At 42.8% G+C, this 20250-nt stretch carries 24 protein-coding genes; 10 read left to right on the plus strand and 14 right to left on the minus strand.

Translation table 11 applies throughout. The annotated features are described in order from the left end of the window. The first annotated feature begins 15 nt into the window (after positions 1-15). Together RM347_RS04875 and RM347_RS04880 are read left to right on the plus strand one after the other, a co-directional pair. Positions 16-891 (plus strand): GNAT family N-acetyltransferase, encoded by an 876-nt coding sequence (locus tag RM347_RS04875; protein WP_322721567.1) that lies wholly within the window; start codon positions 16-18, stop codon positions 889-891. A 62-nt stretch (positions 892-953) separates the two neighbouring features. Beyond that, entirely contained in the window at positions 954-1700 is a 747-nt protein-coding gene (locus RM347_RS04880) for a Uma2 family endonuclease (protein ID WP_322721605.1), read from the plus strand. A gap of 12 nt (positions 1701-1712) precedes the next feature. Here RM347_RS04880 and RM347_RS04885 read toward each other — a convergent pair whose 3' ends face one another. The 3 genes from RM347_RS04885 to RM347_RS04895 form a co-directional block, all read right to left on the minus strand. Then, positions 1713-2429 carry a molybdopterin-dependent oxidoreductase gene (locus tag RM347_RS04885; protein WP_322721568.1) on the minus strand — a complete coding sequence of 239 codons (717 nt, stop codon included), beginning with the start codon at positions 2427-2429 and terminating at the stop codon, positions 1713-1715. A gap of 7 nt (positions 2430-2436) precedes the next feature. Next, positions 2437-3033 carry a cytochrome b/b6 domain-containing protein gene (locus tag RM347_RS04890; RefSeq protein ID WP_322721569.1) on the minus strand — a complete coding sequence of 199 codons (597 nt, stop codon included), beginning with the start codon at positions 3031-3033 and terminating at the stop codon, positions 2437-2439. Between the two features lie 111 nt (positions 3034-3144). Continuing rightward, entirely contained in the window at positions 3145-3855 is a 711-nt protein-coding gene (locus tag RM347_RS04895; RefSeq protein ID WP_322721606.1) for a cytochrome c biogenesis CcdA family protein, read from the minus strand. On the opposite strand from RM347_RS04895, the gene RM347_RS04900 reads away from it, so the two are divergent. Then, entirely contained in the window at positions 3779-3973 is a 195-nt protein-coding gene (locus RM347_RS04900) for a hypothetical protein (protein WP_322721607.1), read from the plus strand. The genes RM347_RS04895 and RM347_RS04900 overlap by 77 nt on opposite strands. A gap of 119 nt (positions 3974-4092) precedes the next feature. Here RM347_RS04900 and RM347_RS04905 read toward each other — a convergent pair whose 3' ends face one another. Then, positions 4093-4335 (minus strand): hypothetical protein, encoded by a 243-nt coding sequence (locus RM347_RS04905; RefSeq protein WP_322721570.1) that lies wholly within the window; start codon positions 4333-4335, stop codon positions 4093-4095. 632 nt (positions 4336-4967) lie between these two features. Between RM347_RS04905 and RM347_RS04910 the strand changes: the two genes are divergently transcribed. Together RM347_RS04910 and RM347_RS04915 are read left to right on the plus strand one after the other, a co-directional pair. Beyond that, positions 4968-5219, plus strand: a complete 252-nt coding sequence (locus RM347_RS04910; protein ID WP_322721571.1) for a hypothetical protein — start codon at positions 4968-4970, stop codon at positions 5217-5219. After that, the gene (locus tag RM347_RS04915; protein WP_322721572.1) at positions 5188-5961 is read left to right on the plus strand and encodes a hypothetical protein; all 774 of its coding nucleotides are present in this window, start codon (positions 5188-5190) and stop codon (positions 5959-5961) included. The genes RM347_RS04910 and RM347_RS04915 overlap by 32 nt, the downstream gene beginning before the upstream one ends. A gap of 123 nt (positions 5962-6084) precedes the next feature. Here RM347_RS04915 and rpmA read toward each other — a convergent pair whose 3' ends face one another. Together rpmA and rplU are read right to left on the minus strand one after the other, a co-directional pair. Next, the gene (gene rpmA, locus RM347_RS04920; RefSeq protein WP_099099325.1) at positions 6085-6381 is read right to left on the minus strand and encodes a 50S ribosomal protein L27; all 297 of its coding nucleotides are present in this window, start codon (positions 6379-6381) and stop codon (positions 6085-6087) included. A gap of 29 nt (positions 6382-6410) precedes the next feature. After that, the gene (gene rplU, locus RM347_RS04925) at positions 6411-6818 is read right to left on the minus strand and encodes a 50S ribosomal protein L21 (RefSeq protein WP_322721573.1); all 408 of its coding nucleotides are present in this window, start codon (positions 6816-6818) and stop codon (positions 6411-6413) included. A gap of 577 nt (positions 6819-7395) precedes the next feature. Between rplU and RM347_RS04930 the strand changes: the two genes are divergently transcribed. After that, on the plus strand, positions 7396-7629 hold the full coding sequence (locus RM347_RS04930) for a Nif11-like leader peptide family natural product precursor (protein ID WP_322721574.1): 234 nt from the start codon (positions 7396-7398) through the stop codon (positions 7627-7629). A gap of 288 nt (positions 7630-7917) precedes the next feature. Continuing rightward, a complete protein-coding gene (locus RM347_RS04935; protein WP_322721575.1) occupies positions 7918-9006 on the plus strand; it encodes a nucleotidyltransferase domain-containing protein in 1089 nt (362 codons plus the stop codon). Positions 9007-9117: 111 nt separating this feature from the next. On the opposite strand, the gene RM347_RS04940 is transcribed toward RM347_RS04935, so the two are convergent. Then, positions 9118-9414, minus strand: a complete 297-nt coding sequence (locus RM347_RS04940) for a hypothetical protein (RefSeq protein ID WP_094348316.1) — start codon at positions 9412-9414, stop codon at positions 9118-9120. A 170-nt stretch (positions 9415-9584) separates the two neighbouring features. Then, a complete protein-coding gene (gene bchI / locus RM347_RS04945) occupies positions 9585-10709 on the minus strand; it encodes a magnesium chelatase ATPase subunit I (RefSeq protein WP_292733070.1) in 1125 nt (374 codons plus the stop codon). Positions 10710-11092: 383 nt separating this feature from the next. On the opposite strand from bchI, the gene RM347_RS04950 reads away from it, so the two are divergent. Continuing rightward, positions 11093-12289 carry a glycoside hydrolase family 10 protein gene (locus RM347_RS04950; RefSeq protein ID WP_416211937.1) on the plus strand — a complete coding sequence of 399 codons (1197 nt, stop codon included), beginning with the start codon at positions 11093-11095 and terminating at the stop codon, positions 12287-12289. Between the two features lie 110 nt (positions 12290-12399). Here RM347_RS04950 and RM347_RS04955 read toward each other — a convergent pair whose 3' ends face one another. Beyond that, positions 12400-13083, minus strand: a complete 684-nt coding sequence (locus tag RM347_RS04955) for an ATP-dependent Zn protease (protein WP_322721577.1) — start codon at positions 13081-13083, stop codon at positions 12400-12402. A 245-nt stretch (positions 13084-13328) separates the two neighbouring features. Between RM347_RS04955 and RM347_RS04960 the strand changes: the two genes are divergently transcribed. Both RM347_RS04960 and RM347_RS04965 read left to right on the plus strand, forming a co-directional pair. Then, positions 13329-13544, plus strand: coding sequence for a DUF2945 domain-containing protein (locus RM347_RS04960; protein WP_322721578.1), 216 nt, complete (start codon positions 13329-13331; stop codon positions 13542-13544). 9 nt (positions 13545-13553) lie between these two features. Continuing rightward, positions 13554-13880: a DUF3140 domain-containing protein gene (locus RM347_RS04965; RefSeq protein ID WP_322721579.1), complete on the plus strand. Its 327-nt coding sequence runs from the start codon at positions 13554-13556 to the stop codon at positions 13878-13880. 41 nt (positions 13881-13921) lie between these two features. On the opposite strand, the gene RM347_RS04970 is transcribed toward RM347_RS04965, so the two are convergent. The 5 genes from RM347_RS04970 to RM347_RS04990 form a co-directional block, all read right to left on the minus strand. Continuing rightward, positions 13922-14776: a CheR family methyltransferase gene (locus RM347_RS04970; protein WP_322721580.1), complete on the minus strand. Its 855-nt coding sequence runs from the start codon at positions 14774-14776 to the stop codon at positions 13922-13924. Further along, complete coding sequence (locus RM347_RS04975) at positions 14776-15837, minus strand: protein-glutamate methylesterase/protein-glutamine glutaminase (RefSeq protein ID WP_322721581.1); 1062 nt, start codon at positions 15835-15837, stop codon at positions 14776-14778. Before RM347_RS04975 ends, RM347_RS04970 begins: the two co-directional genes overlap by 1 nt. Positions 15838-16041: 204 nt before the next feature. Continuing rightward, positions 16042-17346 (minus strand): methyl-accepting chemotaxis protein, encoded by a 1305-nt coding sequence (locus tag RM347_RS04980; RefSeq protein ID WP_322721582.1) that lies wholly within the window; start codon positions 17344-17346, stop codon positions 16042-16044. A 17-nt stretch (positions 17347-17363) separates the two neighbouring features. Then, positions 17364-17834: a chemotaxis protein CheW gene (locus tag RM347_RS04985; protein WP_322721583.1), complete on the minus strand. Its 471-nt coding sequence runs from the start codon at positions 17832-17834 to the stop codon at positions 17364-17366. Then, complete coding sequence (locus tag RM347_RS04990; protein WP_322721584.1) at positions 17827-20091, minus strand: chemotaxis protein CheA; 2265 nt, start codon at positions 20089-20091, stop codon at positions 17827-17829. Before RM347_RS04990 ends, RM347_RS04985 begins: the two co-directional genes overlap by 8 nt. Positions 20092-20250 lie beyond the last annotated feature (159 nt).

Consider the following 20250-nt stretch of genomic DNA (forward strand, 5'->3'; position numbering starts at 1 on the left):
AGTAATACTTGAACTATGAGCCAGTATCGTTTCAAACAGTCGTTCTCTGATGATCCCAGCTTAAGCGATAAGCTTTTTGACTTGATGGAAGTCACATTTCCCGGACTCAGCAGTTTAGCAGAATGTGCAAGAAAACTAGGTGCATCCTGGGAAACAGCTTCAACTCCGTTTATGCGCTTTCATGATGATATAGCTATTACCCATGTGGGAGTGCTAGAAATTCCCATGCAAATTATGGGACAAAAGCTTACTTTTGGAGGAATTCATGGAGTAGCTACCCGTCCAGAATTTCGCAGGAAAGGGTATTACCGTGAAGTGATGGAAGAAGTGCTGGAATATTGCGATAGTCTTTACGAAACCCTGGTACTGACGACACCACAACCGGGGTTTTACTTACCTTTTGGCTTTCGTGTAGTCGAAGAACACATCTTCAAAGTTAAGTGTAACTCCATAGGTGGCACTGATAGCTTCAGAACACTGGATTTTACAAATACCAAAGATTACACATTGTTACATAGACTTTTGGAAACACGCGCCCCTGTCTCTAATATAGTTGGCGTAGTCAAAGAAAAACCTGTGTTCTGTGTCAATGAAGGAAGTCGTACCTTATACTATGCAGAAGATTTAGATTTAATCGCCTGCATGGAGATAGAAGATAACCGACTTCATCTTTTCGATTTAGTTACAACGCAGATATGGTCTTTGGAGAATATTCTTAGTAAAATACCTCAACTAATTGAAGAAGTGGTGATTTACTTTAGTCCAGAACTTCTCAATGTCAAAGATGTGCAAGCATTCGCCCATGCATTTGATGAAACTGTGCTGATGGTTCGCGGTAAATTTGCAGCGGAGGGCGAGAAATTTATGTTGCCCCGTTCTGCAAGGTGTTGAGTTACTCAAAAACAATTGAATCATAATAGAACTGAAAGTTTCATCATCAGGACTGTTTTATGATGTATCAAACAGACCCGCCGCGATCGCCAAAAGATGTATTGCCAACCATGTATGATCTTCCCAGTGAAGATCCTGAGGAGCCTGGTTTGCCCGATCAGTTTCATTTATTACAACCTCGTCTGTTAGACGAAACCTTTCGTCCACCGAATTATCCAAGCGACGAGATATTTGTTGCTAGCGATCTGAATCTTTATTATGACCCGCGCCATCCACTGTGGCATAAACGGCCAGATTGGTTTGCCGTTTTAGGTGTTTCCCGTCTCTATGAACAACGGGATCTACGCTTAAGTTATGTCGTTTGGCAAGAGGGCGTTCATCCTTTTATTGTCGTTGAATTGCTGTCTCCAGGTACTGAAAAGGAAGACTTGGGGCAGACATTACGAGATATTAAGCAACCACCAGGAAAATGGGAAGTGTATGAACAGATTCTGCGTGTGCCTTATTATGTAGTATTTGATCGGTACAAATATGAGTTCAGGGTATTTAAGTTAGACGGTGGTCGTTATGCTGAAATAGCACTGTCAGAGCCACGCTTCTGGATACCAGAACTAGAATTAGGCTTGGGTGTCTGGCAGGGACGCTATCAAGATATAGAACAGCCCTGGTTACGGTGGTATGATGGGACTCTCAATTGGGTATTGACTTCTACAGAACAAGAAAGTCAACGGGCTGAACAAGAAAGACAACGGGCTGAACGGTTGATTGCACAATTGCGATCGCTAGGCATTGAACCCGATGTAGATTAACTTTTTGCCAACTTATAGCCCTGCAAACCACTCATAGCCCTGATCCTCCCAATAGCCTTTAGTAGATAACAAATTGCTGACGAATGTAATTTGAGTTACCCACTTGCTTTGTTTGTAGCCCAGTTTAATTGGGGATGCTAGGCGCATAGGCGCACCATTATCAACTGATAAGGGTTGTCCATTCTTTTGATAAGCCATGAGAGTTTGGGGATGTACAACAGAAGCAATATCCCAGCTTTCATAATAGCCATCAGCAGATTTGAAGTAGACATAGCGCACGTTTGACTTAGGCTGTACCAGCGCTACTAAGTCTCGTAATCGCACACCTCCCCATTGGACGATCGCAGCCCAGCCTTCAACACAGACATGGCGAATCACCATTGAAGTCAAGGGAAGTTTTTGAATATCTGCCATGCTCAATTGCATCGCGTGATTAACCTCACCATCAATCTTCAGGCGAAACTGTGCCGGATCAATTTGCGGGGTGAAGTCAAAGGTATTAACCAGCAATTTATCTGCTTCTATGGCACTGACAGGAAATTCAGGTATAGGTTTTTGAGTTAGCAGGAGTGCTTCAAGACTTTGGTTTAGTGGCTCAGATATTTGACGCAGATTATCTGAGAACAAATTTGTCCCACAGCCACCAAGAAGAAAGCCTATTCCTGAAAGTCCAGATACTTGCAGTAACCGACGACGGGATAAGGTATGTTTGGGAAGAATCAGACTCATAGAACCTCTACAGAAACATAGATTTCACTAAACGGATGCTTCCTACCTTCAGGGCAAGTAAGGAATGAGCAATTATAAACAGTATGACTGTGGGAACAGTGATAAAGTGAACAGTCCGTAGAGTTTGCCAACTACCAAACAGCCCAGAAAGCCAATACAGTTGGGCAGGTTTGTACATCGCCAGACCACTCAAGATTGCCAGCAGCAACACTGGAATAATAGCAGTATAAACTAGCCGATGCCATGCGTAATTCTTGCGCTTTGGGTTTTGGCTGACTTGCAACGCTTTTAAGTCACCGCGATCGGCAAAGCGACGCTGCCAACGACGAGTTATAAATATATAAAGTCCATACCAAAGTAAGTTCAGCGAAAATAGCCACATAGCAGCAAAATGCCAGTGTCTACCACCCCCTAGCCAACCTCCTAGCAACAGAAAATCGGGAAAACGCCAACCTCCACGCCCTCCAAATACCGGATTAGCATTATAGATTTGCAGCCCACTAGCGATCATCAAAACGAGACTGATGATATTAATCCAGTGAAAGGTCTTTGATAGAAAAGTCTGACTTGGTGTTGAGCGGACTTTGCGTTTAGATGAGGTCATACAAATTTTGGATTTTGGATTTTTAGATTGTTCCCAGTTAGACTTTCGGATTGGGTCTTATAATCCAAAATCTAAAATTAGCAATCTAAAATTGGCACTGTTATGGCTGTCTCACAAAAGTTGAGTGGGAAAGAATGGAGCCAGCCAAAGTTGCACCTGAACATCCCAACCGAGAAGAATAGCAATTGCTGTAGCCACGATCGCTACGCCACCAATCCGCTGCAACGCTGCACTATGGGAGCGGAGATTGAGGATTCGTTGGCTGAGTACTCGCCCACCGTAAGCGATCGCCAAAAGAGGTAAACTTGCTCCAATTCCATAAGCAAGCAGTAGCCAGAATGCACCTATAACTTGATGATTAACTGCTGCTAATACTAAAATTCCCCCCAAAACTGGCCCAGCACAGGGAGTCCACAAAAGCCCCAACTGAGTCCCTAGCCAAAATTCTCCCATGAGTCCGATTCGTGGAGATTTTTTAGCCCATTTGCCAACTGGAATATAACTAAATATTCGGTAACTCCAGGTGGGGAAAATTGCGAGTATTCCCAAAAATAAAAGGAGTGCGATCGCTCCATTCCGTAATAAAATAACCAAGCCTGTAAACCAGCTTGCTGTTACACCTAGTAAACTACCTGCTAGTGCAAAACCAGTGATTAATCCCCCTAACAGTGCTACTGGGCCGTAGATGTGGGATTGGAGCGTAGACGCAAAGCAGTGAGCCAGCGCGGTCTTGGGGGTTTCCCCCATGAGCGACTGCGTTCGCCGAAGGCGTTCTCGAAGAGTACCCGAAGGGCTTGTCGTCAGACATCGTCCCAATAGCACAGGCAAAATCGGTAAAACACAGGGTGAAAGCACATTTAGAACACCCCCCAACAAAGCCAGACTGATCGATAAAGTAGAAGTCGTTATCATTCCTTCTACCCCAATAGCTGGCGGATAGTTTGCTCTATTTTTTCGTATGCCCCTTCACCAAAGTATAGGGATTGGAATTAGGATTTTCCTGGTTAACCAGTCCCTAGTACCCAGTACAAGAAAAGTGAGATGCAAAGTTAGTTGTGGCTAGGGCTTGCTGGAAGCAGGCGATTGCTTCATCGCATCAACTGCTTTATCTTTGCTCATCGCATCGCCAGCTTTATCTTTACCCATCGCATCTTTGCCCATTGCATCGCCAGCTTTGTCTTTGCTCATAGCAGGAGAGGCTTCAGGAGCAATTTGATTGTTGCTTGCAGGACTGCTAGAACAAGCAGTGAGACTGGTAGTTAAAATCAAACCAGCAATTAAAGAAAGTGTTTTCCAGTTCATAGTCTTCTTTCGTCCTTTGGATAGTTATTTTTGTATTGATTGATTCAGAGGAAACTAAACTACAAGCAGATTCATAAAGGCTATTGGGGTAAAGAAGATGCCTTCTTGTAGAGGACTCCATCAGATTCTTGCTACTGCGTAGCTTGCCGCCGTAGGCATCGTATCTACATTGCAATCAAATAAAGCCTTCGGTTCTAACACTACTGATGTTTGAGTTATCCCGAACATCCAAAGTATCTCTGTTAGGACTGAAGCCTATCTGAAACAAAGCCATGATTTTCATAAATTTATCCCTTGAGAAAATTTAGTTAATTATCAGCATTGTCTCAGTTATCTATGGTAATCAAAGCCACAGTATAATTTAGGCATTATAATTTAGGTATTCTCCCAACCAAACCTCATTAATGCTACAAGTTAAATGTTTGACTAATTCAACGGTTAAAGCAAAGGTAAAACTCGATATTTTGCATTTATCTGCCTTGCGATCGTGAACCTAAAGATTGTAAGTTAGTTACATACATGAAAATCCCCTTATCAGTTTCTACTTTATTAATGTGGACTATGGATCTTTAGTTTGTCTTAAGCGCTATTTTAGAAATATTAAAAAGCTTGATTAGCTACAAGTTTCAAATATGTCAAACAACAAAGAATTTTCATCCGAAAAAAGCACTTACATTAAAAATGTCTTGATTATAGGTGCAGCTGGTTATATTGGCGGAGCGCTGTGCCGTAAGTTTTCTCAGACAGAAGATTTTGCCGCATTGGCACTTGTGCGTCCGAGTAGTGATATTGAGGGTATAAAGCCTTTCTGCAAAGAAATAATCCGCTCTCAAGAGGCAGAAATTTCCAGCAATGATGTTGCACAAGCAATTCGCAAGTTATGATATTACAACGGTAATTAATGTAGCTTGGCACATACCTCTAGAATCAACCAAAGAAGCTCAATTCGCTTTCGACCGTATACCATTAGAAGCCGCTTTACACGGTGCTAGTGCAGTTTCACCAGATATTCATGTAATTACAACCAGTGGCAATTTCTCTTTGATTACCGCTAATGGAGGACAAATAACAGAAACACCTCCGCCACTCGGTTATACACTGCCCGAATATTTAGTATGTCTCGACTTACTAGCAGGTGTAAATGTGTTGAAAGATGGGTTAGTAGAAGAATATATCAGCAATGGAGGTAACGCCTCGATTGTCTATCCTTCATCAGTGTATGGTTCAGCCCCAACTCGTGGCAGTTTCTGGGATTTTGCAATTCAGCAGTTCATTACAGGAAAACCACACCAAGGCTCTCAGCCATTTCCACCAGATTTCATGACAGCGTGGATTCATGTTGAAGATTTGGCAGACTGCTACATTGCCATAGTGCGATTTGGCTCCAAAGGAGGACATTACCTTGCTGCGCCTGAAAATTTGAGTGTTAGCCAAGTGTCAACTTTATTTGCCCAGGCTGCTCAGGTAGAATTTCTGGCACCAGTCTTTGAAAACAAAGACAAAGTTATATTTGATGATTCTCATACTAGAGAAGTACTTCAACTTCAATGGAAGTATAAAGTGGCTGATGAGGTGAAAGGTTGGGTAGAGAGAATAAAAGAGTTAGGAACTTATTTTTTAGAGTAAATAAGTAAATAAGGGGAAAAAGTTAAGCAACTGCTGTGAATATTAATTAATATTTATGCAAATTTGATTATCATATCAGTGCTAACTAGCAAGTAGGGTGGGTAATTTGCCCACCCTCACACTCTAACTTGCTACTGCCTCAGCAGGAGCTGCCTCAGCAGCAGTTATGGGTAAATAAACACTAACTTTTTTACGGGTTTTGCCCTTTCTCTCAAACATTACAACACCGTCGATTAAGGCAAACAGAGTGTCATCGCTACCAATACCGACGTTGTTACCAGGGTGGAATTTGGTACCACGCTGACGCACGAGAATGTTTCCTGCACGCACAACTTGACCGCCATAACGCTTGACACCCAAACGTTGGGCATTAGAATCACGACCGTTGCGTGTACTACCTGTTCCTTTCTTATGAGCCATGATTTCCTCTTGTGTATCTACTTCTTTTATTATTCAGCAGCGGTTTCAACTTCTTCGGCAGGACTGTTATCTATAACGGGGGTTTCCTTCTCCGGTTCTCCTTGGGCAGCAAACACTGCACCATTAAGGGTGATGGAGTCAATCATAAGTCTGGTAATTTCCTGACGATGCCCCCGCTTTTTGCGGGTTTTCTTTTTTGGCTTCATTTTGTATACCAGGACTTTACGACCTCGGAAATGCCGCATTACAGTCCCTTCTACAGTCGCACCCGTCACTAGTGGCTGTCCAATGGTGACTTCGCCGTCGTGCTGCACGAGTAATACGGAATCTATTGTAACTTTTTCATCTGGTTCGGTTGTAAGCAGTTCAATGTCGTAAAACCGCCCTGGCTCTACTCGTATTTGTTTGCCGCCAGTTTCAATAATTGCGTAGGTCATGGAATTGTCCTTGAGGTTGCCGTACAGGTAGCTGGTTTTTATCTCCTGTAGAGACGCTTTTGCCAGCTTTTGTAATATGTCTACCTGATCCGAGCAGGAATTAGACAGACAATCTAACATCTTATTTTATTAACAGCTGTCAAGTCAAGCTATAACAGGATTTTTGGGTTTGGCATTGGTGTCTGATGAGTCTGAAGATGAAAAATCAGTTAATTCGCTACTTTCTGTTGGTCATTTTCTAAGAGAGGGGAGGAATTAGCCAACAGTCTTCATGGGCGTAGGCGTAGCCCGTCGTAGACATCGCTTCCCGCAGGAATGTAAATTGAATTTACAAATCCAAATCGATACTTTTTAGCTAAAAATTACTACTATCTTAGGACTGATTTTTATATAAAAGTAACAGCAGTATTAGCCTTAAAGTTATACTTTTTTGTCAAAATCAACACAATTTTCTTCTTTGTTTTAAGATCAGATTTAGATAATGCTAAATCCAAAAATTCTTTACAGAAGTTAGTGAACCCCCAGGAGTTAAATTACTACATTCAAACCTGATATTTCAAACAGGAGATGGATTGTCATGACACAGCAAAATGCTGCCCGACTTTTTCAAGCCGTAAAAAAAGATCAAGCATTACAGCAAAGACTCAAAGCAACAGCCGATCCAGAAGCCTTCATCAAGATTGCTCAAGAGCGTGGCTATGATTTCACCGTCAAAGAACTAGACAATGAGATCAGCAAATTGTCTGAAGAAGATTTAGCCGCAATCGTCAATCCAGGATGGGGTACTAGACGCCACATTTATCCTAGATAATTCCTGCTCTAGGAAAGCAAAAGTATAGGAACAACTGAATTGACAGGTTTTGCTCCTCAAGGGGATACCGTTGCATCATCTCCTTTAGGGGTATTCCTCTTAAACTAAGCAACTCTGTTACCAGAGCTGCTCTTTTTTATAACCGGACATGGAGCCAGTCGTATAGGTTGGTCTCCCAATCTGTGCAAACTAGCTCTCAAGAATCAAGAGTTAAAATTCTTTCTCTGCTCTCCATCTCCCCACCTGCTTAACTCATGAGTTAGGATGACTATATTTTAATCAGGTGAGATGAAAAGAATAGAAGTTGAGCAAAGAACTATTTTAATTGGTTTGGCAGGCAGCCACGGCTATGGTTTAAATCGTCCTGATTCAGACTTTGATTATCGGGGAGTATTCATCGCACCCAAAGGGTACTATTTGGGATTTGATCGGATAGAACAAAAAGATGCTGGTTGGGATGAACCAGGTATATTTCCATTTATAGATGGCAACAAAGACACGGTTATATATGAATTAAGAAAAATCCTCCAGTTATTAGCTGGCGCTAATCCCAACGTTTTAGAATTGCTCTGGTTAAATCATTATCCTTTTGTAAACACAGTTGGACAGCATTTAATTAATCATAAACAGTTATTTTTGAGCAAAAAGGTAAAACATACTTACACTGGTTATGCCTTTGCCCAAATCAAAAAGATGGAAACTCATCGTAAATGGTTGTTAAAGCCACCGCAAAAAAAACCAATACCATCTGACTTCGCCATAGAAGACGAAGCACCCCTTAGCAAAGATGAGCTAAATGCTTTTCTGGAGTATCTTTATAACTTAATCAGAGGGCGGATTGAGTTTTTGGAAGAAGCTGAACAATTATATCAATTGCTGACAGCAGATATTGATTTTAAAGGAGTGCTAAAACAATATACTTTACCAGATGAAACTTTGGAATATACCCAACAGTTAACGAATAGCCGTAAAGATTTTATCCGTATGCTTCAGAAAAGCCAAAATTATCAAATAGCTTTAAGAGAATGGAAGGCTTACTTATCTTGGCAGGAAAATAGAAATCCAGCTAGGGCAGAAATGGAAAGAAAGTCGGGTTTTGACCTCAAACATGGGATGCACTGCATTAGATTGTTACGCAGTGGAGTAGAAATATTGCGGCAAGGTGAAGTGATTGTAGATAGAAGAATAGCTGGTGATGTTGAGGATTTAAAAGCTATTTTAAAGGGTGAGTATTCTTATGAGCAGGTGATGAAAATGGCAGAAGATTTGGTCGCCGAAATGGAAATTGTTTACGAACAATCTGCCCTACCTCACAAACCTGATTTGGAGCAAATTAATAATTTGTGTATGGAATTGGTGGAAATGCAGAATTGGTAAATGGAAAAGTTAGGAGTTAGGAGTTTGGAGAGACGCGATTAATCGCGTCTGTACAAGAGTTAGGAGTTTCTAATTAATTTCTCACTCATAACTCATAACTCATAACTAGTTTTAAAGAGTGTACATTAAGTCAGCAAAGCCATAGAGGCTGATGATGAGTAATAGGGATGCTGTTAGTTGGGTAATTCGTGTTTGGGGTGAGGGGGCGATCGCTTCCCGCACTAAGATAGAAATAGATGCCCCCACTACTAAGCTCAAGCCTAAGATTAAATAGGGTATATCGGGTAAAATACTGGCTATTGCCAGCATTGCGATCGCTAATAAGAGCATCAATAATTCTACAAATCTGGGCGGGTTGTATTGACTAGATAGAACAAAGCTGTTGAACCAAAAAGACCAAAATCTCATATTTCAGTACTGAGTTAAGAGTTAGAAGTTAAGAGTTAGGAGTTAGGAGCTATATAGTCATTGCTGATTGAGGAATTAAAGTTGTGAGATATGAAGCAGCTTTCCATTCAAAACTCTTAACTATTAATTCTTCATCGGAGGCGGAGCGTTTCCGGCTCCGCTCCTAACTTTTAACCTCTAGCCCCTAACTTTTGACCTGTGCCGTTCTTTTGTGCAGTATCACTTTCTGGTAGTTCCACGCCAAAGACGCGGCTAAAAACTTTGGCAACTTTATAGCCAGAATCAATCGATTCTAAAGGGTCTTTCCGCAGTCTGTGACGCAAACATAGCGTAATTACACGATGGATATCATCAACTGTAACTTCAGTGCGTCCTTCATAAGCTGTTAAGGCTTTGGCAGCGCGGTTACTAACAATGTCACCCCGCAAACCATCTACATCCAGTTCTGAACAGACTTCAGAAATTTTTACCCGCAGATCGTAGTCAATTTTCACTTCTGGCAAAAGCTCTTGAGCATTGACAATTTGCTGTTGCAATGCTTCTTGCTGGGGTTTGTAGTTTTCGAGAAATACTGGCGGGTTTTGGTCAAAATCCGCTCGTTGTTCCACGATTTGCACCCGCAAGGCTGGTTCTTTGACTGTGTGAATTTCTGCGTGCATCCCAAAGCGATCGAGTAATTGGGGGCGTAGTTCGCCTTCTTCGGGGTTTCCAGAACCCACAAGCACGAAACGCGCTGGGTGACGGATAGAAATACCTTCTCGTTCTACAGTGTTCCATCCACTGGCAGCGGAGTCGAGTAACACGTCTACAAGGTGGTCATCTAGTAAGTTGACTTCATCCACATAGAGAATACCTCGGTTAGCCTTTGCCAGCAGTCCCGGTTCAAAAGCTTTGACACCTTCAGATAAAGCTTTCTCGATGTCGATTGTGCCACAAACTCGGTCTTCTGTAGCTCCTAGCGGCAGGTCTACCATTTGGACTTTTTTGTGAGCTACAGGAATTTCCGCCCCTTGTTCTAACAGTTGGCGGACTTCATCGCTCATCAAGTCGGGGTCGCTAGGATCGCTACTGAAGGGGTCATTAGCAACCACAGAAATTTCTGGTAGCAGATCCGCCAGCGCCCGGATAGTTGTGGATTTCCCGGTGCCGCGATCGCCCATAATCATTACACCCCCAATTTTGGGGTCAATCACGTTCAATAGCAGCGCCAGTTTCATTTCTTCCTGGCCCACAATTGCCGTAAAAGGAAATACTACGCGACGCGCACTTGCCGTGGATTGAGCAGTTGGACTCACTAAATTACCTTAACAATATTTTTCTTATTACAGTTCTTTATTGTGACACAGGTGGGGTGTAGGGGAATGTGAAGATCGGGGGCAGGGGGCAGGGGGAGCAGGGGGAGAAAATTTTTCCCTTCTGCAAGAGCAGCACCCCGCCCCTACTCCCAATACCCCATACCAATATCTATTGGGCACAAATGCTTACTAGCTGCGTCTAACTATCTTAATATTGTCTGCTTTAGTTTTTCTGGTGCAAAAGTTCCATAAGCAGGGAACGAACAACTACCAACTCATCAATCCTGTACTAAGCATAAATACTTGTAGACTATATGGTTAGTAGATTCAATCGTAAAAGCGAGCAATGGCGTGTGTGGGTAGCTAATGCATCATTCAAATCTATGAAATCATCTTTTATTGTTCAAAGTTGGCGACGACTACTCAAGTCTCTTTTTCCAATTCTCATTTTAATATCCTTTTTTACTGTATTGTTGGTGGACAGTTTCACCCCTGCCATCGCACAGATACCCCGTCAGGAAATTCGCGGGGTTTGGATGACCACTAACGATTTTGACACCCTCAAGAATCGGGACAAAGTGCAGGATGCAGTGAGTCAACTGCGGCGGATGAACTTCAACACAATCTATCCTGTGGTGTGGAATTCTGGCTATGTGATGTATCCTAGTGCCCTAGCCCAACGTGCAGGTATTCAACCTTTTGTCTACAAAGGTTCAGATGGACATGATATTCTGGCAGACCTCATTACCCAAGCCCATCGCAAAGGATTGCTGGTGATTCCCTGGTTTGAGTTTGGTTTCATGGCTCCCCCAACCTCAGAGCTGGCACTGAATTACCCAGATTGGTTCACACAAAAGCGGGATGGTAGCCAAACTTCAAACAGTGCGGCTGGCGAGGTGATGTGGCTCAATCCGTTCCTTCCACAAGTGCAACAGTTCATCACCAATCTCGTGCTGGAAACTATTAGCCAATATGATGCCGATGGCATTCAGTTTGACGATCACATGAGTTTGCCCCACGAATTTGGCTACGATAAATATACAGTTGCCTTGTACACCAAAGAAACCAAAAATGCTCCCCCAACTAATCCCCAAGATGCGGCATGGGTAAAGTGGCGGGCGGATAAGATTACGGCGTTCATGGTAAAACTTAACCAAGCTGTGAAGCAGAGAAAACCCCAGGCGATTTTCTCTGTTTCTCCTAATTACTATGATTTTGCTTACAAATTTCACCTGCAAGATTGGCTAGGTTGGATGCGGCAAAATATTGTGGACGAATTAATTGTGCAAATTTATCGTCCGGATCTACAAAGTTTTGTGGCAAATATTTCCCGCTCAGAAATTCAAGAAGCGCAACAAATAATTCCAACTGGAATTGGCATTATGACAGGGTTACGAAATAATCCAGTTCCTATGCAGAAAATTAAATCTCAGGTGCGGGCTGCCCAAGAACGCGGTCTAGGCGTAACCTTCTTTTATTATGAAAGTCTTTGGAACGATGCTCTAGAACCTTTAAACGAGCGGCAAGCAGGATTTGAAAATCTCTTTCCATCTCCTGCACTCCGCGCCAGAGTTGAATAACTTTTCTGTTGAAGATGATGTTAATGAGTTTGTAGTAAGGACTTTTGTCTTATTTTATAAGCACTTTAGTGCTTACTACAAACTCTTGATTACTAACTTGATATAACTTCCTACTTCCCACTCCCTACTCCTAACTCAGCATGACAATCTTCTACCGAAGTACGTTGTCGCATGGCACTAACTAAAGTCTCGTAGCTAGACCAATTTTCTTGTAGTAGAGTTTTTGCCTGGAGAGCATGAAATCGCAGTTTTTGCTCATAAACTGATTCAGAAAAGCCTAACATTGTCAAGACTCCTATCAGCTTGCTTTTATCATCAGTTCCACCCTCAGCATTATTAAAAACCAGGGTTTCAGCAGCAATACCCGCCATCCAAACAGTACAGTAGCGGTCTAACATTTGGGCGCTGATTTTACCCACTTCTAATTGAGATGCTAATTCGCCATCATCAAAGCTAACGCCGCCTTGCCCAGGTTGCCCCTGTTTCCAGGCTTCCCAAGCGCTGAGGGTGTAGCCGCTAACAGGAATACCCAATAGGTAAGCAACCAAGAAATGCCCTGCTTCGTGGTGGACGATGCGATCGCGGTGTTCACTTGAAAAACCAGCAATCCAATCTACAAAGATAGTACCACCCTTGCCTTGCAAGCTAAAACTGTCAAAAGTCGCTATTCCCAAAATAGCGAAGGTAGCAAGCGCCGGTACTGCCGGCGATAAGTTTAAGAATGGCCCCAGCAGTACCGATAGGGTCATCAGAAAGATAGATATTGCAACTAAATTTAGGCTAGTCTGGCTCATTGAGAGTTTTCTGAGAATCTGCTTAATCTTTCTTTATTATCAGGCAATGTCTACGACCGGCTACGCCCACGCACAGCTTTTATATCAAGGTGGTTGTAGCGATCGCCTAATTTTTTCATCTCACATCTAATTAAATTACTGGATTTATAACGGATGTTTTATCTATCACTAGAATGATGGCTGCTTTTCCAGTCGCAGACATAATGTGACGTTAGTAGGTATAAAACATCAAATAGGAGATGAATGTGGCTGAACAATTCAAAAAGGGCGATCGGGTTGAATGGAACACTTCACAAGGCAAGACAACTGGCAAAGTAGTACAAAAACTCACTTCACCTACAGATATTAAAGAACACCATATCGCTGCAAGTGAAGATAATCCTGAGTACTTAGTTGAAAGTGATAAGACAGGAAAACAAGCTGCTCACAAGCCTGATGCTCTCAAGAAAGTAGAGGAGTAATGTTTAGTCATGAGTAAAGATGTTAAATCAGTGATTGACGAGTTTCATCAAGTTGTCAATATGACAGCCAAAGAACTAGAGTCTTGGCTAGATACGGATGAGTCGCAAACTGTGGGGCAAAAGGATGGCGACGATGAGTCAATCGGTCATAAATCTGGGCGGCGTATCATCCAGCTATTGCAGAAAAAAGATGACTATACCGACGATGAGCTTTCGCACATGAAGAAAGTTATTAGTTACGTCCACCGTCACATGGCGCAGCAGCCATCGGGCGACTTAGAACACACACGTTGGTACTATTCTTTGAAGAATTGGGGACACGATCCGCTCAAGTAAAGTACCTGGCGGCTGCAAACAGCAGCTTGCTAATTTTTACCTTAATCGGCAATTTTAACTTCAGGATTATCCAATCGATAGCAGATAGCCTTGTCAAATAAAACCCGTTTGAATGATTCATCTAGGCTGATAGTCGTTTCACCACTACCGAGAAATAAGTAGCCATCTGGCCTTAATTGCTGCTTGATCTTTTTTAGCAAGGCTTTCTTGGTTACAACATCAAAGTAGATTAAAACATTTCGTAAAAAGATAACGTCAAATTGCGGCAGAGATGACCAAGATTGCAAAAGATTCAACTGACGAAAATCAACCATCTGGCGGATTTGTTCCTTTATTTGCCAGTCAGTATCTAGCTTTTGAAAGTAGCGATCGCGAATATCTTTAGGTAGTCCCCGATTAATTTCAAGTTGGTTATAATGCCCTTCGCGAGCGCGCGCTAAAACCTTAGTAGAAAAATCAGTCGCAATTAGCTTGTGCGACCAATTGGTAAGCATGGGAAAATGTTCATGAATTAATATGGCGATGCTATAAGGTTCTTGTCCATTAGAGCAGGCAGCACACCAAATGTTGAGCGATCGCTCAATAGCTCGTTGTTTAACTAACTCTGGTAGCACGTATTCTTTCAGTGCTTCAAAAGGGTGGCTATCACGGAAGAATGAGGTTTCGTTAGTGACTAGCGCCTCGATTGTCTGGACGTGAAGACTATTAAACGGCTGAGTTCGCAAGTAAGTAACCAAATCAGCGATAGAAGCTAATCCTGCCGATTCGACTATTGGCTGTAAATGTAACTCTGCTAAATAGGTTTTATCACCAAACAACACAACCGCTGAATGATGATGAACTAATTCACGAAGATACTCAAAATCAGTCGTGCTTACACCCATAATCTGCGTCATTACAGGTCTGAAGGAGGAACTTGATTGACACGAATTCTGTGCATAATTTCATCTGCGATTTGGTTAAGTGGAAGAATTTGATTGGCAAGCCCAGCATTAACAACAAAACTAGGCATTCCCCAGACGACGCTAGTAGCTTTGTCTTGTGCAAGTACCTGTCCACCTGCCTCACGTATGCACTGACAGCCATGCAACCCATCTTGCCCCATACCCGTGAGGATGACTGCGATCGCCCCAGCACCATAAACCTCTGCAACCGATCGCAACAACACATCGACTGAAGGACGACAATAATTTTCAGGGGATGCTTGATGGGTGGCAAGTCGAACCCCAGTTTTGTCGCGTTGCACAATTAAATGAAAATCTCCTGGTGCAATCCAGACATGTCCCGGTTTTAGTATCTGTCCAGAAACCGCTTCATCTACTGGAATTTGACACTTGGAAGCTAATTGTTTAGCTAGTAGTTTCGTAAACATTGGTGGCATGTGTTGCACAATCAAAATCGGCACTGATAAATCTGCTGGAAACTCCTTAAGTACTACACCTAGAGCATTTGGGCCTCCGGTAGAAACCCCAATTGCCACAACATCCACCTGCTGTATATCGCTACGAACGGGAAAAACAACTGGATGGGTAATTACACTGGGTGTGAAAAATGCACCAAATACCTTAATTTTGGGAATTAAATCATCCCGAATATGTTGGTTTGTTGCTTCTACACTTCCTAAGTTACTAGGTTTTGTGACATAGTCTGAAGCCCCTAAAGAAAGAGCTTCGAGTGTTGCGATCGCTCCACTGCGTGTGGAGGTACTGTACATAATCACTGGTAAACGTGGATACATCTGTCGGATAGCGGACAGGGTTTGCAAACCATCCATCTCCGGCATCTCGATATCCAGGATGATAACATCGGGATTCACATGGGAAATCTTGGCAAGGGCAATGCGACCGTTAGCCGCGACTCCTACCACCTCTAGTTCTGGATCGCTAGACAAAATTTTACTGACTCGACTCCGCACTACTACGGCATCATCGACAATTAGTACCCGGATTTTGGGCATTGGGGATTGGGGGCTGGGGGGCTGGGGAGCAGAGGAGCAGAGGGGCAGGGGGGCAGAGGGGCAGTGGAGTTTTTATGATTGTTGACGAGTATCAAAGACTCATTAACGGAGTTCTGAGGTAGATGAACGAGTATCAAATACTCATTGTTGCATTCTCAAATATATCTCCTCTGCCCCTCTGCTCCCCCGCCTCCCTGCCTCCTGTTAATACTTGAACTGGTTGACGACTTTCTGCAAATCTACTGCCATACGGGATAGTTCTGTAGCTGCCTCTAAGGTATTACTGGTTCCAGTAGTCGTACTTTGAGTATTGAGTGCCACAATTCCAATATTTTTGGCAATATCTGAGGTTCCTTTGGCTGCCTCAGCCATATTTCGACCAATTTCATTCGTAGTTGCTGTTTGTTCTTCAATAGCGCTGGCGATCGTGCTTTGGAAGTCGTTGATTTGATTGATAATACTAGTAATCTGAGTGATGGCTTGAACGGCACTTTTTGTATCTGTCTGAATAGCTTCAATTCGCAAGCTTATATCTTCAGTCGCACTTGCCGTTTGTTTAGCTAATTCTTTCACCTCGTTGGCGACTACGGCAAATCCTCTACCTGCATCCCCGGCTCTAGCCGCCTCAATCGTAGCATTGAGTGCTAGCAGGTTTGTTTGCCCTGCGATCGAGGTAATGACTTTAATAACTTTGCCAATTTCGATGCTACTTTGACCGAGTTTGTTAATTGTCTCATTCGTGCGGTCAGCCGTTTTAACAGCCTCAGTCGTGACCTTTGCTCCTTCAGTAACGGTCTTAGCAATTTCTCGAATGCTAGCATTCATCTCTTCCACGGCAGTCACAACTGTATTGGTATTCTGACTTACCTGTTCAGCAGAGGCGGACGCAGAAGTGGCCTGTTCGGCTGTTTGTTCGGCGTTCTCAGTCATTTCTTTGCTGACTGCGGTCAGTTCTTCTGAGGAAGACGCAACTGCTGTTGCTACCTCTGTCATCTGTCTGATTGAAGACCTCAGACTGCTAATCATCTGATTTGCATTATCCGTAAGCTGCTTAAATTCTCCTGCATTGCTGGCCTCGATTTGCTTGGACAAATTTCCTTGAGCGACGGCAAGGCTGACCTCATTAATACCTTTTATCTGCTCTTTTAAATTTGTAGACATCTGATTCAAGTTGTCGAGCGATTCTTTCCAACTCCCACCTGCCCCTTTGACAACGGCTTGAGAACCGAGCTTTCCTTCGATACCAATCTCAGATGCCAAGCGATTAACTTCATTAGCAAAGTTTTGATTTAAACTCACCAATTCATTAAATACTGAAGTAATTTCACCCAGTTCATTATTCTCATCAGCTAAACGGACGGTAAAATCACCGTTTTTTGCAGCCTTAAGTGCTATTAGTAACGCTTGCAATTGCACTTTTATCACACTGTCATCGGTCGGTTGTGGATCTGCATTATCCACCGAGGGAGATTTAGAGTTGGGTGTTTTCCCAGCCCGATTTGTAGTCATTGCAAAGCGCTCCTCAATTATTTGATAATCTGATTTGTTAAATTAACATCTAGAATTTTCTCGGCGTCTAAAACTAACAGAAATCCCTCTGGGAGCGGGTAAGCTCCTGCTAGCATCTGACGCATTCTACCTTTTAACGTTGCAGGTGGGGGTTGAAAGGTGTTTTGTGCAAACTCTAAAACATCTCCCACATAATCGACGAGCAGACTGACTACTTCACGATCAGAACACACAATGATATTAAATCCCTGGGCTGCATCTCCAAGTTTTGTAGTTGATTGTGTCTGCGGTTCGCTCATCTCTAATCGACGCTGCAAATCGATGACAGTAATAATTTGTCCACGTAAATTAATCAACCCACAGATATCTGGTGGTGCCAAAGGTACATGAGTCATTGCTTGTGGACGAATCACTTCTTGAACGTGTTGCACGTCAATACCAAAGTAAACTCCTTTGAGAAAAAATGTGCAAATTTGTTGTTCAGCCATGAGTCGCTAGTTGCAGCAAATAAGGGTTAGCAATCCGAATTACAGTCTCAATGTCAAGAATTTCTGTGATTTGCCCTTGAATTACAGCACAGAAAAGCACACCAGGTCTACTAGGAATACCTTTAATGGTTAGTGGTTCTTCCACAATATCAAGAATGCGATCGACCACTAGCCCAACACTGAGTTCTGAGTATGGAGAGACAATAATTATCTGGAGCGTTTCGGCAACTGTCGGCAAAGCTTCATCATTAAAGTGATTACGTTGGCGTAGCCCGCCGTTGGCGTTCGCGTTAGCGTCTCTGAAAGAGAAGCCTCTCGTAGAGAAGGCATCGCTATCAGAAAATATCTTCTCAAGATCAATCAGTGGCAAAATTTGACCGTAAGACTGGAAGACATCCTGATTAGCCACTTTTCCGACAGCAGAAGCAAGAATCTCTTCTAGCCGAAATGCGATCGCTAGTGGAATACCCATGCGTGCGCCTTGGGGCCCCTCAAACAGCAAAATTGTTTGGCGATCGCCTGCTTGCTCTTGGCTATTTGCAGCATTTTCGTTCAACAATTGCTTTTGTTTGGCGGTTATATCAGTTCGGTTTGCCAGACCGACAACATCAATAATTAATGCCACTGTGCCATCCCCTAAAATAGTGGCTCCTGCAAATAGGGATAGCGCCTTTAACTGTCTTCCCAAAGGTTTAACTACAATATCTTGAATGTCTTCAATTGTGTCTACGACCAGTCCAAAGCGATAATTATCAACTTGCACAATTACCAGACTGAGTGTTTCTAAGTTGCTGACACTATCCTGTTGCAATACTTGATTGAGGTAAACCAATGGCACAAGATTACCCCGCAAGCGATACACAGGCACATCGTATAATATCTCAATAGTATTGAGTGCTTCTAGGCGGACTAGCTCTTGTAAACTCGCTTGGGGAATGGCATAGTGATCGCCCCCACTGGTGACAATCAATGCTGGAATAATTGCCAATGTTAGCGGAATCTTGATTTTGAAGGTCGTTCCTTGTCCCTGCTGGCTGTGAATTTCAACCGTTCCGTTAATCTTCTCAATATTGCTCTTGACAATATCCATCCCAACCCCGCGCCCGGAAAGGTGAGTTACCTGTTCAGCAGTCGAGAAGCCGGATAAAAAAATTAAGTTCATCGCTTCTGACTCACTCATAGTTGCAGCCTGCACAGCGCTCACTAAACCAAGTTGCTGCGCTCGCCCTTTGAGCCGTTCTAAATTCAGACCGCGACCATCATCGCCAATTTCAATATTAACTTTGCCGCTTTCGTGAAAGACTCTGAGAAATAGCCGTCCTAAGCTTGGCTTTCCAGAAGCAACCCGTTCGGCTGGTAATTCAATTCCATGATCGATGCAGTTGCGGACTAAGTGCGTCAAAGGGTCTTTAATTGTTTCAATAATACTTTTGTCTAGTTCAGTATCTGCCCCATCCATCTCTACTTCAACTTGTTTACCGGAAGCGATCGCTAAATCGCGGGTGACGCGAGGGAACTTTTGCCAGATGGAACTAATTGGTTGCAGCCGAGTTTTCATTACTCCTTCCTGCAACTGGGCTGTAAGTAGGCTCAGGTGCTGGCAGGTAGCAGCAAAATTATTATCCTTAAATTTTGTACTAAATCCAATTACCTGGTTACGGGCTAAAACGAGTTCACCCACTAGGTTCATCATCTGATCTAGCAGATTAACATTAACTCGGATATAAGCAGATTCTGATGTTGTCGTTGATATTTCTGTAAGTTCGTGATTGAGAGACTCAACAGACTCACTAGCTGCTGTAGCTTTTTGTAGTGTTTGTGTATTAACAGCAGGCAAAGGCGATTGAGAGGCTTTTGGAGTCTGTTTAGTTTCTGACAATTGGGTTAGAGCCGCGATCAGCGCTGAATAATCGCGATCACCATCCTGCTTTGTAGCTTGAATTTGAGACAAGATTTGCCGAATACTGTCAACTGTTTGTAGTAAAGTACTAATAATGTCAGGGGTGATTGCGATCGTGCGATCGCGCAGACACGAGAGCAAATTCTCCCCAGCATGAGCAAGTGATTCCAAATTAGGAAACGGTAAAAAGCCGCAATTTCCTTTAAGCGTGTGGAGTGAGCGATAAACGCGAACTAATGCTTCTCCTTCTTCAGATGCTTTCTCTAGCTCAATAATATCTCGTTCAATTTGATTCAAGTTCTCATAGCTTTCGATGAGAAATGCTTCTATATCATCGTCAATTTCATTTAACTCCATTGGTTAATAAAGTAAAAATTTCTATATTTCATTTTAATACTAATTTAATATTAAATCTCAGCAATCTCTATCCAAAGAGAGATGTTTGTTTTTTTCCGGGCTGAAGACATAATATTTATCCTAATGATATAGTTAAGGGACAGGCAATGTTCTCGTTGC

This window comes from Nostoc sp. ChiQUE02, assembly GCF_034531305.2.
Classification (GTDB): Bacteria; Cyanobacteriota; Cyanobacteriia; order Cyanobacteriales; family Nostocaceae; genus Nostoc.

What these genes read in the sequence shown, in the direction of transcription:
- RM347_RS04905 (WP_322721570.1), bottom strand. Translation starts at nt 4,335, where the DNA reads ATGAACTGGAAAACACTTTCTTTAATTGCTGGTTTGATTTTAACTACC.
- RM347_RS04935 (WP_322721575.1), top strand. Translation starts at nt 7,918, where the DNA reads ATGAAAAGAATAGAAGTTGAGCAAAGAACTATTTTAATTGGTTTGGCA.
- RM347_RS04985 (WP_322721583.1), bottom strand. Translation starts at nt 17,834, where the DNA reads ATGGCTGAACAACAAATTTGCACATTTTTTCTCAAAGGAGTTTACTTT.
- rplU (WP_322721573.1), bottom strand. Translation starts at nt 6,818, where the DNA reads ATGACCTACGCAATTATTGAAACTGGCGGCAAACAAATACGAGTAGAG.
- RM347_RS04885 (WP_322721568.1), bottom strand. Translation starts at nt 2,429, where the DNA reads ATGAGTCTGATTCTTCCCAAACATACCTTATCCCGTCGTCGGTTACTG.
- RM347_RS04900 (WP_322721607.1), top strand. Translation starts at nt 3,779, where the DNA reads ATGAGCGACTGCGTTCGCCGAAGGCGTTCTCGAAGAGTACCCGAAGGG.
- RM347_RS04890 (WP_322721569.1), bottom strand. Translation starts at nt 3,033, where the DNA reads ATGACCTCATCTAAACGCAAAGTCCGCTCAACACCAAGTCAGACTTTT.
- RM347_RS04965 (WP_322721579.1), top strand. Translation starts at nt 13,554, where the DNA reads ATGAGTAAAGATGTTAAATCAGTGATTGACGAGTTTCATCAAGTTGTC.
- RM347_RS04990 (WP_322721584.1), bottom strand. Translation starts at nt 20,091, where the DNA reads ATGGAGTTAAATGAAATTGACGATGATATAGAAGCATTTCTCATCGAA.
- RM347_RS04875 (WP_322721567.1), top strand. Translation starts at nt 16, where the DNA reads ATGAGCCAGTATCGTTTCAAACAGTCGTTCTCTGATGATCCCAGCTTA.
- RM347_RS04930 (WP_322721574.1), top strand. Translation starts at nt 7,396, where the DNA reads ATGACACAGCAAAATGCTGCCCGACTTTTTCAAGCCGTAAAAAAAGAT.
- RM347_RS04915 (WP_322721572.1), top strand. Translation starts at nt 5,188, where the DNA reads ATGATGTTGCACAAGCAATTCGCAAGTTATGATATTACAACGGTAATT.
- RM347_RS04970 (WP_322721580.1), bottom strand. Translation starts at nt 14,776, where the DNA reads ATGACGCAGATTATGGGTGTAAGCACGACTGATTTTGAGTATCTTCGT.
- RM347_RS04975 (WP_322721581.1), bottom strand. Translation starts at nt 15,837, where the DNA reads ATGCCCAAAATCCGGGTACTAATTGTCGATGATGCCGTAGTAGTGCGG.
- RM347_RS04880 (WP_322721605.1), top strand. Translation starts at nt 954, where the DNA reads ATGTATCAAACAGACCCGCCGCGATCGCCAAAAGATGTATTGCCAACC.
- RM347_RS04950 (WP_416211937.1), top strand. Translation starts at nt 11,093, where the DNA reads ATGAAATCATCTTTTATTGTTCAAAGTTGGCGACGACTACTCAAGTCT.
- RM347_RS04940 (WP_094348316.1), bottom strand. Translation starts at nt 9,414, where the DNA reads ATGAGATTTTGGTCTTTTTGGTTCAACAGCTTTGTTCTATCTAGTCAA.
- RM347_RS04955 (WP_322721577.1), bottom strand. Translation starts at nt 13,083, where the DNA reads ATGAGCCAGACTAGCCTAAATTTAGTTGCAATATCTATCTTTCTGATG.
- RM347_RS04910 (WP_322721571.1), top strand. Translation starts at nt 4,968, where the DNA reads ATGTCAAACAACAAAGAATTTTCATCCGAAAAAAGCACTTACATTAAA.
- RM347_RS04980 (WP_322721582.1), bottom strand. Translation starts at nt 17,346, where the DNA reads ATGACTACAAATCGGGCTGGGAAAACACCCAACTCTAAATCTCCCTCG.
- rpmA (WP_099099325.1), bottom strand. Translation starts at nt 6,381, where the DNA reads ATGGCTCATAAGAAAGGAACAGGTAGTACACGCAACGGTCGTGATTCT.